The sequence below is a fragment of the Escherichia albertii NBRC 107761 = DSM 17582 genome, assembly GCF_000759775.1.
Classification (GTDB): Bacteria; Pseudomonadota; Gammaproteobacteria; order Enterobacterales; family Enterobacteriaceae; genus Escherichia; species Escherichia albertii.
The window spans coordinates 1-15,530 of record NZ_BBMY01000119.1; the positions used below are offsets into that span (position 1 = coordinate 1).

At 49.1% G+C, this 15,530-nt stretch carries 12 protein-coding genes and 1 pseudogene; 8 read left to right on the forward strand and 5 right to left on the reverse strand.

Going from position 1 to position 15,530, the window contains the following annotated elements:
• The 3 genes from EA14781_RS17920 to moeA form a co-directional block, all read right to left on the reverse strand.
• A partial coding sequence (locus EA14781_RS17920; protein ID WP_001293915.1) for a DMP19 family protein occupies positions 1-495 on the reverse strand: 495 nt, incomplete at its 3' end.
• Between the two features lie 37 nt (positions 496-532).
• Positions 533-1,285 carry a molybdopterin-synthase adenylyltransferase MoeB gene (gene moeB, locus EA14781_RS17925; protein WP_000829238.1) on the reverse strand — a complete coding sequence of 251 codons (753 nt, stop codon included), beginning with the start codon at positions 1,283-1,285 and terminating at the stop codon, positions 533-535.
• Positions 1,285-2,520: a molybdopterin molybdotransferase MoeA gene (gene moeA, locus EA14781_RS17930; RefSeq protein ID WP_000397319.1), complete on the reverse strand. Its 1,236-nt coding sequence runs from the start codon at positions 2,518-2,520 to the stop codon at positions 1,285-1,287. The genes moeB and moeA overlap by 1 nt, the downstream gene beginning before the upstream one ends.
• 200 nt (positions 2,521-2,720) lie before the next feature.
• Between moeA and iaaA the strand changes: the two genes are divergently transcribed.
• The 7 genes and pseudogenes from iaaA (at position 2,721) to EA14781_RS17965 (ending at position 12,815) form a co-directional block, all read left to right on the forward strand.
• The gene (gene iaaA / locus EA14781_RS17935) at positions 2,721-3,686 is read left to right on the forward strand and encodes a beta-aspartyl-peptidase (RefSeq protein WP_000513810.1); all 966 of its coding nucleotides are present in this window, start codon (positions 2,721-2,723) and stop codon (positions 3,684-3,686) included.
• Positions 3,673-5,544: a glutathione ABC transporter ATP-binding protein GsiA gene (gsiA, locus tag EA14781_RS17940; RefSeq protein ID WP_001120562.1), complete on the forward strand. Its 1,872-nt coding sequence runs from the start codon at positions 3,673-3,675 to the stop codon at positions 5,542-5,544. The genes iaaA and gsiA overlap by 14 nt, the downstream gene beginning before the upstream one ends.
• Positions 5,545-5,563: 19 nt before the next feature.
• The gene (gene gsiB / locus EA14781_RS17945; RefSeq protein ID WP_000090118.1) at positions 5,564-7,102 is read left to right on the forward strand and encodes a glutathione ABC transporter substrate-binding protein GsiB; all 1,539 of its coding nucleotides are present in this window, start codon (positions 5,564-5,566) and stop codon (positions 7,100-7,102) included.
• Positions 7,103-7,119: 17 nt separating this feature from the next.
• Complete coding sequence (gene gsiC, locus EA14781_RS17950; RefSeq protein ID WP_000936056.1) at positions 7,120-8,040, forward strand: glutathione ABC transporter permease GsiC; 921 nt, start codon at positions 7,120-7,122, stop codon at positions 8,038-8,040.
• A gap of 2 nt (positions 8,041-8,042) precedes the next feature.
• On the forward strand, positions 8,043-8,954 hold the full coding sequence (gene gsiD, locus EA14781_RS17955) for a glutathione ABC transporter permease GsiD (RefSeq protein WP_001236034.1): 912 nt from the start codon (positions 8,043-8,045) through the stop codon (positions 8,952-8,954).
• Between the two features lie 177 nt (positions 8,955-9,131).
• A pseudogene (locus EA14781_RS17960) lies at positions 9,132-11,479 on the forward strand (sensor domain-containing phosphodiesterase).
• Between the two features lie 7 nt (positions 11,480-11,486).
• A complete protein-coding gene (locus EA14781_RS17965) occupies positions 11,487-12,815 on the forward strand; it encodes a GGDEF domain-containing protein (RefSeq protein WP_000086886.1) in 1,329 nt (442 codons plus the stop codon).
• Here the strand turns inward: EA14781_RS17965 and EA14781_RS17970 are convergent.
• Positions 12,802-13,515, reverse strand: coding sequence for a HEAT repeat domain-containing protein (locus EA14781_RS17970; RefSeq protein ID WP_000343802.1), 714 nt, complete (start codon positions 13,513-13,515; stop codon positions 12,802-12,804). The genes EA14781_RS17965 and EA14781_RS17970 overlap by 14 nt on opposite strands.
• 57 nt (positions 13,516-13,572) lie before the next feature.
• Positions 13,573-14,898: a 30S ribosomal protein S12 methylthiotransferase RimO gene (rimO, locus tag EA14781_RS17975; RefSeq protein WP_000049365.1), complete on the reverse strand. Its 1,326-nt coding sequence runs from the start codon at positions 14,896-14,898 to the stop codon at positions 13,573-13,575.
• A gap of 211 nt (positions 14,899-15,109) precedes the next feature.
• On the opposite strand from rimO, the gene bssR reads away from it, so the two are divergent.
• Positions 15,110-15,493 (forward strand): biofilm formation regulator BssR, encoded by a 384-nt coding sequence (bssR, locus tag EA14781_RS17980; RefSeq protein ID WP_000497133.1) that lies wholly within the window; start codon positions 15,110-15,112, stop codon positions 15,491-15,493.
• Positions 15,494-15,530 lie beyond the last annotated feature (37 nt).

A 15,530-nucleotide genomic window follows, 5' to 3' on the forward strand; every position in this document is an offset into this window, starting at 1 on the left:
CCCCATTGGAGCAATCAGGAAATAATCATGGGGTGATTGAATAATATCATAGTCAATACGACAGGATATCTTTCGACTTACACGAAAGAACTCAGTCTGTAAGTTATCAAACACTGGCATGTATTTATTGAAAAACTCTTCCGGCCACTCTCCCTGTTGATGAGATTGTAGTACATCTGTAGCAACCTCTTGCCATGCACTATGAACCTGACGCATAAATGGCAAGGCATCAACCAGCAGAGGATGTTCAGCGACAAACTCTGGTGCGAGCTCAAACTGCGGCAATGTAATACTCTGATTATAAAGATATTGTGCAACTCCGCCATTGCATACTTCACTGCAGAATATATCCCAGTAGCATATGGCTCGTATTTTGGGGGCCAACTGATTAATTGGCGTATCGGCAATTGCATCGTAAATCGCCTGAGAAAAGTGCGGCGCTGCTCGTAGAAGCATACTCCAGCTTATTCTGGGTAATGCAGTATTTTCAGACATAACACATCCTTTTGTTGTTACCGTTAAATTGTGGCTCTTATTCTTTCCCACACACCTCGCACCCCGGATTACGCATCAGTTTCATTTCGCGGAACTGGCAGGTCATTGCATCGTACAGGACAATTTTGCCGCTGGCGGGTTTGCCATAGCCCGCCAGTAGTTTAATCGCTTCCATTGCCTGCAATGAACCAATCACCCCAATCAACGGTGCCATCACACCCGCTTCCACGCAGGTTAGTGAGTTTTCACCGAACAAACGACTAAGGCAGCGATAGCAAGGCTCACAGTCCTGCCAGGTAAAGACGGTTACCTGGCCTTCCATGCGAATTGCCGCGCCGGAAACCAGCGGCACCTTCGCGACAAAACACCCGGCGTTCAGTTGATTACGTACTGCAACGTTATCTGTACAGTCGAGCACCAGATCGTGTTTAGCAATCAACGCAGCAAGCTCAGCGTCATCAAGCAATGCATTCACTGGCGTAATAATGATGTGGGGATTGATTCGCGCCAGCGCGTCACGTGCGGATTCAACCTTAGGTTGCCCGATCGTGGCGTCGCTGTGCAGCGTCTGGCGTTGCAGATTCGAGAGCGAAACCGTGTCGAAGTCGAGCAGCGTCAGGTTGCCGACACCGGCGCTTGCCAGATATTGCGATGCCGCGCAGCCGAGACCACCCAGCCCGACCACCAACACGCGAGAATCTTTCAGCGCTTCCTGACCGTCAAAATCAAAACCACGCAGGATGATTTGTCGGTTGTAGCGCAGCATTTCCTGATCGCTGAGTTCTGCCATTACACGCCTCCGAACAACGCGTTAAACGGTTCGACTTCTACCCATTCGCCTGCTTCAACATTGCCGCGATCGCGTTCCAGCACGATAAAGCAGTTACCGAGGCTAAAGGAGCTAAAAATATGTGACCCCTGATGCCCGGTGGTGGTGACTTCCAGTTCACCGTTCGCATTGCGTTGCAGTACGCCGCGTTGAAAATCAAGACGACCAGGTGATTTCTTCAGATGAGAAGCCGTGCGCACACGCTGGCGCGGCGGCAAGCCACTGGCGGTATTGCCGCTTAATTTCGCCAGCAACGGTTGCACCAGTTGATAGAACGTCAGTGTCGCTGAAACAGGGTTACCTGGCAGACCGCAGAACCAGCTATTGCTGAGCTTACCGAAAGCGAACGGTTTACCTGGTTTAATCGCCAGTTTCCAGAAGGTAATTTCCCCCAACTCTTCAAGAATCGTTTTGGTGTAGTCCGCCTCGCCCACAGAAACGCCGCCGGAACTGATCACCACATCCGCCTGGTTGTCGGCTTCAATAAATGCGGCGCGCAGGGCATGGGGATCATCGCGGATAATCCCTAAGTTGATGACCTCGCAACCCAATTGCTCAAGCATCAGATGCACCGCTAAACGGTTGGTATCGTAGATTTGGCCGTCACCCAGCGGCTGGCCTGGCAACTGTAACTCATCACCGGTGGAAAATAGCGCTACGCGAACTTTGCGAATGACCGGAATTTCGGCAATCCCCAGTGAAGCGATTACTGGTAGTTCGGCGGTGGTCAGACGAGTACCTGCCGGGAAGACAACAGCTCCTGCAGAAATATCTTCACCACGGCGACGAATATTTTGCCCGTGGCAAATATCGGCGGTAAAACGAATTCCCTCTTCAGTTTGTTCAGTCTGTTCCTGCATCACCACGGCTTCACAGCCTTCCGGCACTGGTGCTCCGGTCATAATACGGATGCAGGTGCCAGTGGGCCACTCGCCGTGATACGGTTGGCCGGCAAACGACTTGCCTGCAACGGGCAGTGGCTTTCCGGTGGCGACATCGGCTAAACGTACTGCGTAGCCGTCCATTGCGGAGTTATCAAATCCGGGGACATTGAGCGGCGAAACGACATCGCTTGCCAGAATACGACCAAAGCACTGTACCAGCGGCAGTGTTTCCTGTGCAGTCAGAGGGACAACGCGAGAAAGTATCTCGCCAAGCGCGGCGTCGAGCGGCATCAGTCCGGTGGTAAATTCCATGAAAATACTCCTGGGGGCTAAATCGAATTTGCCTATTATGTCAGAAAAACGTCACGGACTGTATGCTACCTCGGTCGTAGTGCAGTCCCTGCCTTTACATGCCACATACATCTTTCTATATTCAAAAATTGAATGAATAATTCTCAAAAATTCTGATATTTATAACAAAAGTGGCGCACCTCTCTTAATGGATAAATACTATGGGCAAAGCAGTCATTGCAATCCACGGCGGCGCAGGCGCAATCAGCCGCTCGCAGATGAGCTCGCAACAGGAATTACGCTACATTGAGGCGCTGTCCGCCATTGTTGAAACTGGACAGAAAATGCTGGAGGCAGGAGAAAGCGCGCTGGATGTAGTGACGGAGGCCGTGCGTTTGCTGGAGGAGTGTCCACTGTTTAATGCCGGTATTGGCGCCGTCTTTACGCGTGATGAAACCCACGAGCTGGATGCTTGCGTGATGGATGGCAACACTCTGAAAGCGGGGGCGGTGGCGGGCGTCAGTCATCTGCGTAATCCGGTTCTTGCCGCCCGGCTGGTGATGGAGCAAAGCCCGCATGTCATGATGATTGGCGAAGGGGCAGAAAATTTTGCGTTTGCTCATGGCATGGAGCGCGTCTCGCCGGAGATTTTCTCCACGTCGTTGCGTTATCAACAACTACTGGCAGCTCGCGAGGAAGGGACAACGGTTCTCGACTATAGCGGTGCGCCACTGGATGAAAAACAGAAAATGGGCACCGTGGGGGCCGTGGCGTTGGATTTAAACGGCAATCTGGCGGCAGCCACGTCCACGGGCGGAATGACCAATAAATTACCTGGACGAGTGGGCGACAGTCCTTTAGTTGGCGCAGGTTGCTATGCCAATAACGCCAGCGTTGCTGTTTCATGTACCGGAACGGGCGAAGTGTTCATTCGCACGCTGGCGGCGTATGACATTGCCGCGTTAATGGATTACGGCGGGTTAAGTTTGTCGGAGGCCTGTGAGCGGGTGGTGATGGAAAAACTTCCGGCATTGGGCGGCAGCGGTGGATTAATCGCTATCGACCACCAGGGCAACGTCGCTCTGCCGTTTAACACCGAAGGGATGTACCGTGCCTGGGGTTATGCAGGCGATACGCCAACCACGGGTATCTACCGCGAAAAAGGGGACGCCGTTGCCACACAGTGATGAACTTGATGCCGGTGATGTGCTGGCGGTTGATAATCTCAATATTGCCTTTATGCAGGACTGCCAGAAAGCGGCGGCGGTTCGCGGACTCAGTTTTCGTTTACGACGTGGCGAGACGCTGGCGATTGTCGGGGAATCTGGTTCCGGCAAGTCAGTCACTGCGCTGGCGCTGATGCGTCTGCTTGAACAAGCTGGCGGTCTGGTGCAGTGCGAAAAGATGCTGTTGCGACGGCGAAGCCGTGAAGTGATTGAACTTAGTGAGCAGACTTCCACGCAAATGCAGCGCGTACGCGGCGCGGATATGGCGATGATTTTTCAGGAACCGATGACATCGCTGAATCCGGTATTTACCGTTGGCGAACAGATTGCCGAGTCTATCCGCTTGCATCAGAACGCCAGTCGCGAAGCGGCGATGATAGAGGCGAAGCGGATGCTGGATCAGGTTCGCATCCCTGAATCACAGACTATTCTTTCGCGTTATCCCCATCAGATTTCCGGTGGAATGCGACAGCGGGTAATGATTGCGATGGCGCTGTCGTGCCGCCCGGCAGTGCTGATTGCTGATGAACCGACTACCGCGCTGGATGTCACTATTCAGGCGCAGATCCTGCAATTAATCAAAGTATTGCAAAAAGAGATGTCGATGGGTGTCATCTTCATCACCCACGATATGGGGGTGGTGGCAGAAATTGCCGATCGGGTGCTGGTGATGTATCAGGGAGAAGCGGTTGAGACGGGGAGCGTCGAACAGATTTTCCATGCGCCGCAACATTCTTATACCCGTGCGTTGTTAGCCGCTGTTCCGCAACTCGGCGCGATGAAAGGGCAGGATTATCCCCGACGTTTCCCGCTGATATCACTTGAGAAACTGGCTAAACAGGAACGTCCCATCGAACAAAGAACGGTAATTGAGGGCGATCCTATTTTACAGGTGCGTAATCTGGTCACCCGTTTCCCATTGCGCAGTGGCGTGCTGAATCGCGTGACGCGGGAAGTACATGCCGTTGAGAAGGTTAGTTTTGATCTCTGGTCGGGCGAAACTTTATCGCTGGTAGGGGAATCGGGGAGCGGTAAATCCACTACCGGACGAGCACTGTTACGTCTGGTGGAAACTCAGGGCGGCGAGATTATGTTCAACGGTCAGCGAGTTGATACCCTTTCACCTGGCAAGCTGCAGTCATTACGCCGCGATATTCAGTTTATTTTTCAGGACCCTTACGCCTCTCTGGATCCACGCCAGACCATTGGCGATTCGATTATGGAACCACTGCGTATTCACGGCTTAATGCGGGATGAAAAAGCTGCCGCACGTGTTGCGTGGTTGCTGGAGCGCGTTGGCTTGCTACCTGAACACGCATGGCGTTATCCCCATGAGTTTTCCGGCGGTCAGCGCCAGCGCATCTGCATTGCCCGCGCGTTGGCGTTGAATCCCAAAGTGATTATCGCTGACGAAGCCGTGTCGGCACTGGATGTCTCTATTCGCGGGCAGATTATCAACTTGTTGCTCGATTTACAGCGCGATTTCGGGATCGCGTATCTGTTTATCTCCCATGATATGGCGGTCGTTGAACAGATTAGCCATCGCGTGGCGGTTATGTATCTTGGGCAAATCGTTGAGATTGGCCCACGGCGTGCGGTATTTGAAAATCCGCAACACCCTTATACGCGTAAATTGCTGGCTGCAGTTCCGGTCGCTGAACCGTCCCGACAACGACCGCAGCGTGTACTGCTGTCGGACGATCTTCCCAGCAATATTCATCAGCGTGGGGAAGAGGTTGCAGCCGTCTCTTTGCAACTTGTCGGACCAGGACATTACGTCGCACAACCACAATCAGAATACGCATGCTTGCGTAGATAACATTCAGGCGGAGAATAAAATGGCAAGAGCTGTACACCGTAGTGGGTTAATGGCGCTGGGCGTTGCCGCAGCGTTGATGGCATCTTGTGCATTTGCTGCCAAAGATGTGGTTGTTGCCGTGGGATCGAACTTCACCACGCTCGATCCGTATGATGCGAATGACACATTGTCGCAGGCAGTGGCGAAATCGTTTTATCAGGGACTGTTTGGTCTGGATAAAGAGATGAAGCTGAAAAATGTGCTGGCGGAGAGCTATACCGTCTCCGATGACGGACTGACATATATTGTGAAATTGCGTGCAGGCATTACGTTCCAGGATGGCACCGACTTCAACGCGGCGGCGGTGAAAGCGAACCTGGATCGGGCCAGCGATCCGGCAAATCATCTTAAACGTTATAACCTGTACAAAAATATTGCCAAAACGGAAGTGGTTGATCCGACAACGGTGAAGATTACGCTTAAACAGCCGTTTTCAGCGTTTATTAATATTCTCGCCCATCCGGCGACAGTGATGATCTCGCCTGCGGCGCTGGAAAAATATGGTAAAGAGATCGGTTTTCATCCGGTCGGAACCGGGCCGTATGAGCTGGATACCTGGAATCAGACCGATTTCGTGAAAGTGAAGAAATTCGCGGGTTACTGGCAGCCGGGGCGGCCCAAACTGGACAGCATCACCTGGCGCCCGGTCGTGGATAACAATACCCGGGCGGCGATGCTGCAAACCGGTGAAGCGCAGTTTGCTTTTCCTGTTCCCTATGAGCAGGCGGCGCTGTTGGAGAAAAACAAGAATATCGAGTTGATGGCCAGTCCGTCGATTATGCAGCGATACATCAGCATGAATGTCACGCAAAAGCCGTTCGACAACCTGAAGGTACGCGAGGCGCTGAATTATGCCATCAACCGTCCGGCGTTGGTGAAAGTTGCGTTTGCCGGCTATGCAACGCCTGCCACAGGCGTGGTACCGCCGAGTATCGCCTATGCGCAAAACTATAAACCGTGGCCTTATGACCCGGCGAAAGCGCGGGAGTTGTTGAAAGAGGCGGGATATCCTGATGGTTTCAGTACCACACTGTGGTCATCACACAATCACAGCACTGCGCAGAAAGTATTGCAATTTACTCAGCAACAACTGGCGCAGGTGGGGATTAAAGCCCAGGTGACGGCAATGGATGCTGGGCAACGGGCGGCAGAAGTGGAAGGCAAAGGACAGAAAGAGAGCGGCGTGTGGATGTTCTATACGGGCTGGTCGGCTTCGACGGGTGAAGCTGACTGGGCGTTATCGCCGCTGTTTGCCTCACAGAACTGGCCGCCGACGCTATTTAATACGGCTTTTTACAGCAACAAACGGGTGGACGATGATCTTGCGCTGGCGCTGAAAACTACCGATCCTGTGGAAAAAGCCAGATTGTATAAGGCCGCGCAGGATATTATCTGGCAAGAGTCGCCGTGGATCCCGCTGGTGGTAGAAAAACTGGTGTCGGCGCACAGTAAGAAGCTGACCGGTTTTTGGATTATGCCAGACACCGGCTTCAGCTTTGAAGACGCGGATTTGCAATAAGCAACGCAGGGAGTGGAATGCTTAATTACGTTATCAAACGTTTGCTGGGGTTGATCCCGACGCTGTTTATCGTCTCGGTGCTGGTGTTTTTATTTGTCCATATGTTGCCTGGCGATCCGGCGCGATTGATTGCCGGACCAGAAGCGGACGCCCAGGTTATCGGACTGGTACGCCAGCAACTGGGACTGGATCAGCCGATGTACATTCAGTTCTGGCATTATATCACCAGCGCCGTGCAAGGCGATTTCGGCCTGTCAATGGTGTCGCGTCGCCCGGTTTCCGATGAGATTGCCAGCCGATTCATGCCTACGCTGTGGCTGACTATCGCCAGTATGAGCTGGGCAGTGTTGTTTGGCATGGCGGCGGGGATTATTGCCGCTGTATGGCGTAACCGCTGGCCGGATCGATTAAGTATGACCATTGCGGTGTCGGGGATCTCCTTTCCGGCATTTGCGCTGGGGATGCTTCTGATTCAGGTTTTCTCTGTTGAACTCGGCTGGTTACCTACTGTCGGAGCAGACAGTTGGCAGCACTACATTTTACCCTCTCTGACGCTTGGCGCAGCGGTAGCGGCGGTGATGGCGCGCTTTACCCGCGCTTCATTTGTTGATGTTTTAAGCGAAGATTACATGCGTACTGCGAGGGCGAAAGGAGTCAGCGAAACCTGGGTTGTTCTCAAGCATGGGTTGCGCAACGCGATGATCCCGGTAGTCACGATGATGGGCTTACAGTTTGGCTTTTTGCTTGGCGGTTCCATCGTGGTGGAGAAAGTTTTCAACTGGCCGGGACTCGGGCGATTGCTGGTTGACTCCGTAGAAATGCGCGATTACCCGGTGATTCAGGCAGAGATTCTGCTTTTCTCGCTGGAATTTATTCTTATCAACTTAGTGGTGGATGTGCTTTACGCCGCCATTAACCCGGCTATCAGGTATAAGTAAGGATGCGATTATTTAACTGGCGTCGTCAGGCAGTGTTAAACGCCATGCCACTGGTAAAACCTGACCAGGTGCGCACACCGTGGCATGAATTCTGGCGACGTTTTCGCCGTCAGCATATGGCGATGTCTGCCGCAATGTTCGTTGTCTTGTTGATTGTGTTGGCGATTTTTGCTCGCTGGATAGCCCCTTACGATGCAGAAAACTATTTTGATTATGACAATCTGAATAACGGTCCTTCTTTACAGCACTGGTTTGGCGTCGATTCTCTGGGACGCGATATTTTTAGCCGCGTTCTGGTCGGCGCTCAAATTTCACTGGCAGCCGGCGTGTTGGCTGTTTTTATCGGCGCGGCGATCGGGACGTTGTTGGGCTTATTGGCAGGCTATTATGAAGGTTGGTGGGACCGGTTGATCATGCGTATTTGCGACGTGCTGTTCGCGTTTCCCGGTATTCTGCTGGCTATCGCTGTTGTTGCGGTGTTGGGAAACGGCATTGCCAACGTGATTATCGCTGTCGCAATTTTCTCCATTCCGGCATTTGCCCGACTGGTGCGCGGCAACACGCTGGTGCTGAAACAGCAAACCTTTATTGAATCGGCGCGCAGTATTGGCGCCAGCGATATGACCATTTTGTTGTGCCATATTCTGCCGGGAGCCGTTTCTTCTATCGTGGTGTTCTTTACCATGCGTATTGGTACTTCGATAATCTCCGCCGCCAGCCTGTCGTTTCTTGGCCTGGGCGCACAACCGCCGACCCCGGAGTGGGGAGCGATGCTCAATGAAGCGCGCGCAGATATGGTTATTGCACCGCACGTAGCGGTTTTCCCTGCACTGGCAATCTTCCTGACCGTGCTGGCGTTCAATTTGCTCGGTGATGGATTGCGTGATGCTCTGGACCCTAAAATAAAGGGATAGTCACGGTTGAATATTGGTTAAAGGGGTAATGACCTCACAGGAAATTATTGCCTTAAGCAAGTGTTGTATCTTTCTACCAATTTTGTAGAATCAGGAAATTTGGTAAATATACGATTGTAATAGTCTATTTATTCAGCAAGCCAGCGTGCTGATTGTTATTTTGTTACGTGTATTAACATGCTTAGTTTATACGAAAAAATAAAGATAAGGCTGATCATTTTATTTCTATTGGCTACGCTGTCATTTATTGGCCTTTTTTTGTTATCAATTATCAGCTAGTCTCAGATCGGGCGGTGAAACGTGCTGATACCCGCTTTGAACTTATTCAAAAGAACTTAGGGTCTTTCTTTAAAGATATCGAACGCTCGGCTTTGACGTTAAAGGACTCGCTGTATCTGTTGAAAAACAGTGAGGAAATTAAACGTGCCGTGATTCTAAAAATGGAAATGATGCCATTTTTAGACTCCGTGGGGATGGTACTTGATGATAATAAATATTATCTTTTCTCACGGAGAACAAATAATAAAATTCTCGTTTATCACCAGGAGCGAGTTAACGGGCCGCTTATTGATGAGGCTGGGCGAGTTATTTTTTCCGATTTTAATCCGTCGCAGCGTCCATGGTCTGGGGCTTCGGATAAGTCAGTTAGTACCTGGAATCAGGCATATAATTGTTTTGATCGTCCAGGGAAAAAATGCATCTCATTTACTTTGCGTATTAACGGTAAAGACCGTGATTTGCTGGCGGTTGATAAAATTCATGTCGACTTAAACTGGCGATATTTGAATGAATATCTTGATCAAATCAGTGCGACTGATGAAGTGCTCTTTCTGAAGCAAGGTTTAGAGATTATTGCGAAAAATCAACTCGCCCGTGAAAAGTTGATTATTTATAATAGCGAGGATAACTATAACATTATTGATTCAGTTGATACGGAGTATATTGCAAAAACATCAACTGTTCCTAATAATTCGTTATTTCAGATCTATTTTTATTATCCATCAGGGCATTTTTTTAATGCCTCAGATAAACTATTTTATTTGCCATTTGTTTTCATTATTGCAGTCTTGTTGGTTATCTATTTTATGACAACCAGCGTGTTCCGCAGACAATTTTCTGAAATGACTGAGCTGGTCAATACGCTGGAGTTTTTGCCAGACTCTACGGATCAAATGCAGGCGCTTAAAATCCGCGAAGGAGATGCGAAAGAGATTATCAGTATCAAAAATTCGATTGCGGAAATGAAAGACGCCGAAATTGAACGGTCGAATAAACTGCTGTCACTGATCTCCTACGATCAGGAAAGTGGTTTTATCAAAAATATGGCGATCGTTGAGTCAAATAATAATCAGTATCTGGCTGCCGGGATCATCAAACTGTGTGGACTGGAAGCTGTTGAAGCCGTGTTCGGTGTCGAAGAGCGTAATAAAATTATCAGAAAACTCTGCCAGCGAATTGCTGAGAAGTATGCACAATGTTGCGATATCGTGACATTTAATTCCAATACCTATCTTTTGCTGTGCCGGGAAAATGTACAGACATTTACCCAGAAAATATCCACGATTACTGATTTCGATGTTAGCTTTGGCTATCGTAATCTGCGAATACATAAATCTGCCATTTGTGAACCGTTAAAAGGGGAAAATGCCTGGAGTTATGCTGAAAAACTCAAAGTGGCGCTTTCCAGTATCCGTAATCATATGTTTTCTGAATTTATTTTCTGTGATGACGCAAAACTCCGGGAAATTGAAGAAAACATCTGGATTGCCCGTAATATTCGCCATGCAATGAAAAAGGGCGAGCTGTTTTTGGTCTATCAACCGATTGTTGATATTAAAAATCGCGATATTGTTGGGGCGGAGGCTTTGTGCCGTTGGAGCTCAGAGGAACGAGGGATTATCTCACCCTTAAAATTTATCACTATTGCTGAAGATATCGGCTTTATCAATGAGCTGGGGTATCAAATTATTGAAACGGCGATGCGCGAGTTCAGGGCGTTTAGCCATCATGTAGAGCTTAAGCATGATTTCTTGCTGCATATCAATGTTTCGCCCTGGCAGCTAAACGAACCACTCTTTCATGAACGTTTTACAACCATCATGAAAGAGCATGAACTGAAAGCCAAAAATATCTGTATTGAGATCACGGAAACGGTGATCGAACGAATTAATGAGCATTTTTACTTTAATATTGAACAATTGCGCAAACAGGGAGTTCATATATCGATCGATGACTTTGGTACAGGTCTGTCTAACCTGAAACGTTTTTATGAAATTAACCCTGACAGCATAAAAGTAGATTCACAATTTACCGGTGATATTTTCGGTACCGCAGGAAAAATTGTGCGCGTTATCTTCGATCTGGCCCGCTATAACCGGATTCCAGTAATTGCAGAAGGCGTTGAGAGCGAAGAGGTTGCACGAGAACTAATCAAATTAGGATGTGTTCAGGCCCAGGGGTATCTGTACCAGAAGCCGTTGCCGTTTTCTGCCTGGGACAGAAGTGGAAAATTAGTGAAAGAGTAGTATAAGTATGTCCAGAATCAATAAATTCGTACTTACAGTCAGTCTGCTGATTTTTATTATGATTTCAGCAGTTGCCTGCGGGATCTACACTCAAATGGTAAAAGAACGAGTGTATGGCCTGAAACAGTCCGTTATTGATACTGCTTTTGCGGTGGCGAATATTGCGGAATATCGACGCAGTGTGGCAATTGATCTCATCAACACATTAAGCCCTACAGAAGAACAACTGTTGATGGGGTTGCGTACAGCCTATGCTGACTCGATTTCACCCTCTTATTTATATGATGTTGGCCCTTATCTGATTTCCAGTGATGAATGTATTCAGATCAAGGAGTATGAGAAGAATTATTGCTCAAATATCATGCAGGTTGTTAAGTATAGACATGTTAAAAATACGGGGTTTATCTCTTTTGACGGTAAAACTTTCGTCTATTATCTCTATCCGGTTAACCACAACCGTAGTCTGATATTCTTGCTCGGGCTGGAACGATTTTCTTTATTGTCAAAATCACTGGCCATGGATAGTGAGAACCTGATGTTCTCTCTGTTTAAGAACGGTCAGCCGGTTGTCGGTGATGAATATAATGCCAAAAACGCCATTTTCACTGTTTCGGAAGCGATGGAGCATTTCTCTTATTTACCGACCGGTTTGTACGTTTTTGCTTATAAGAAAGATATTTATTTTCAGGTCTGCGCGCTGATAATTTTCTTTGCTGCTCTGGTGGCGATTATTTCGGGTACCAGTTGCCTCTATCTGGTACGTAGAGTGATCAACCGTGGCATTGTTGAGAAAGAGGCTATTATTAATAACCATTTTGACCGGGTATTAGATGGTGGATTTTTTTTCTCGGCTGCGGATGTCAAAAAACTCTACAGTATGTATAACTCGGCATTTCTGGATGATCTGACCAAGGCAATGGGCAGAAAATCTTTTGACGAAGATTTAAAAACTCTGCCGGAAAAAGGCGGTTATTTGTGCCTGTTTGACGTCGATAAATTCAAAAACATTAACGATACCTTCGGTCATTTGCTGGGCGATGAGGTGTTGATAAAAGTGGTGAGGATCCTCAAAGCGCAGATTCCGCTGGATAAAGGTAAAGTCTATCGCTTTGGCGGCGACGAATTCGCGGTGATTTATACTGGAGGCACTCTGGAAGAGTTACTATCGATTTTAAAAGAAATCGTCCATTTCCAGGTGGGGAGTATTAATTTAAGTACCAGTATCGGCATCGCGCACACAAATGAGTGTATGAGCGTCGAACGCTTAAAAATGCTGGCGGATGAGCGGCTGTATAAAAGTAAGAAAAACGGCAGGGCGCAGATTAGCTGGCAGTAGTGTTTTGAAGGAAAGGCCGCTCCTCATGTTCTTCAAACCAGATTTCTGCTTCTGTACGCACGCCTTCATGGCGATCGTTTAGCATGATTGTCAGAATGGCCCGGAGCTCTGCAGAATCATAACCTTGCTGATTAATAGCGAATGCCGCCCAGTCGCGAACATCATCATCGGTATCGTGAAGTAGCGCGATGAGCGGCGGCAATAACGAATCATCGCGCAGACAACCAATGGCAAAAGAGACGGAGAAGCGGATGCCAACATAAGGCGAATTAAATGCGAAGTGACAACGGTTCGCTAAAAGAGGCCAGTATTCTGTAAGCCCGATGCATCGATGCCCAAGAGCCGTGATGGCGCTAGCCCGCACGGTAGCTGTAGGATCGTTTGCTGCTACGTCATCAAGCTGCTGCATTATCAGCGGAATTTCGCTTTCTGTGGTTTTCAACTGGCCAAGCAAGTGGCAGGCAGTGTCCCGAGCCTTGAAATTTGCTTCCCGGAGCATCCGGTAGGCGACGGCGAGCGTATCATCATAAAGTGGAGTGTTTTCGCTGCTGCCAAACATTAGCCATCCAGCTGCCGCGTAACGAATTTTGGGATTGTTCGCGTACAAATGATGATATAAACCGTCTTTATCCAGTTTTCGGCAAAATTCAAATGCTGCAGATTCCTGATTTTCCTTACGACGGCGATATTTTTCGTCCATTTTTCATCCCTGTTAGTGGTAGTGCCGCCGGCACCCGGCAGGCGGCATAACGACATCTTAAACCCGACTTCCCCACAAATCATACTCGTCGGCATGTTCGACTTTCACACGCAGGATGTCGCCTGGCTTAACGTGGGTTTCGCCGTTGAGATAGACTGCACCATCGATTTCTGGCGCGTCTGCCATGCTGCGGCCAATCGCGCCTTCTTCGTCCACTTCGTCGATGATAACCAGAATTTCACGACCGACTTTCTCTTGCAGGCGTTCGGCGGAAATCTGCTGTTGCAACTGCATGAAACGGTTCCAGCGTTCCTCTTTAACCTCTTCCGGTACCTGGTCCGGCAGTGCATTGGCATCAGCACCTTCAACCGGGCTGTATTTAAAGCAGCCAACGCGATCCAGACGGGCTTCTTTCAGGAAGTCGAGCAGCATCTGGAAATCTTCTTCCGTTTCGCCCGGGAAACCGACGATAAAGGTTGAACGCAGAGTCAGCTCCGGGCAGATTTCACGCCATTGTTTGATGCGAGCCAACTGGCGATCTACTGAACCCGGACGCTTCATCAGTTTGAGAATACGCGGGCTGGCATGCTGCAATGGAATATCCAGATATGGCAGGATTTTGCCTTCGGCCATCAGCGGGATAACGTCATCCACATGCGGGTAAGGATAAACGTAGTGCAGACGCGTCCAGATCCCCAGTTTCGATAACTGTTCACACAGACTGACCATGCTGGTTTTTACGGGTTCGCCGTTGTGGAATCCAGTACGGTGTTTGACATCTACGCCATACGCGGAGGTATCCTGGGAGATAACCAGAATCTCTTTTACGCCAGCATCGACCAGACGTTTGGCTTCGCTTAATACTTCGCCAATTGGGCGACTTACCAGATCGCCGCGCATTGACGGGATAATGCAGAACGTACAGCGGTGATTACAGCCTTCGGAAATCTTCAGATAGGCGTAATGGCGCGGCGTCAACTTAACGCCTTGTTCCGGTACAAGACTAAGGAATGGGTTGTGTTTCGGTTTGGGGACGTAGTGATGAACGTGCTCCAGAACCTGTTCGTAGCTATGAGGTCCGGTGATTTCCAGCACTTTCGGGTGGACTTCACGGATCTGATCTTCTTTTGCCCCCAGACAACCGGTCACAATCACTTTGCCGTTTTCATTCAACGCTTCGCCAATGGCTTCCAGTGATTCTTGCACCGCACTGTCAATAAAGCCGCAAGTGTTGACGATCACCATATCCGCGTCGTCATAGCTCGGTACTACATCGTAACCTTCAGTACGCAGTTCGGTCAGAATGCGCTCTGAATCGACGAGGTTTTTCGGGCAGCCAAGGGAAACAAAGCCGATTTTCGGCTGGGGAGTTACTTTGCTCATAGCTTAAAAAATATTCAGTTATGGGAATAGTCAGGGCAGGGATTCTACAGAGTTCTGGATAAAATTTGTATCGTAATCTCATGTGCTGGAGGACGCGAAGAAAATGTAAATGTTGTTAATGAGAGGTGAATAATTGATCCCGAGCAGCATTTAGTACAAAAAATGACCATACTATTAAATTGCAACATAGCTACAAGAGGAGGAACGAAGTATGTTCGTTGACAGACAGCGGATCGATCTGCTTAACCGGCTAATCGACGCAAGAGTTGACCTCGCCGCATATGTGCATCTGAGGAAGGCCAAGGGATACATGTCCGTCAGCGAAAGCAATCATCTGCGAGATAACTTTTTTAAACTGAATCGCGAACTGCACGATAAATCGCTGCGGTTGAATCTACACCTGGATCAGGAAGAGTGGAATGCTCTTCATCATGCTGAAGAAGCATTAGCGACAGCCGCAGTATGTTTGATGAGTGGGCACCATGACTGCCCGACTTTTATTACCGTCAACGCCGATAAGCTTGAAAATTGTCTGATGAGCTTAACGCTGAGTATCCAGAGCCTACAGAAGCATGCGATGCTTGAGCAGGCCTGAAAGCTAAGGGGGAGAGGGCGTCTCCCCCTTTAATTGT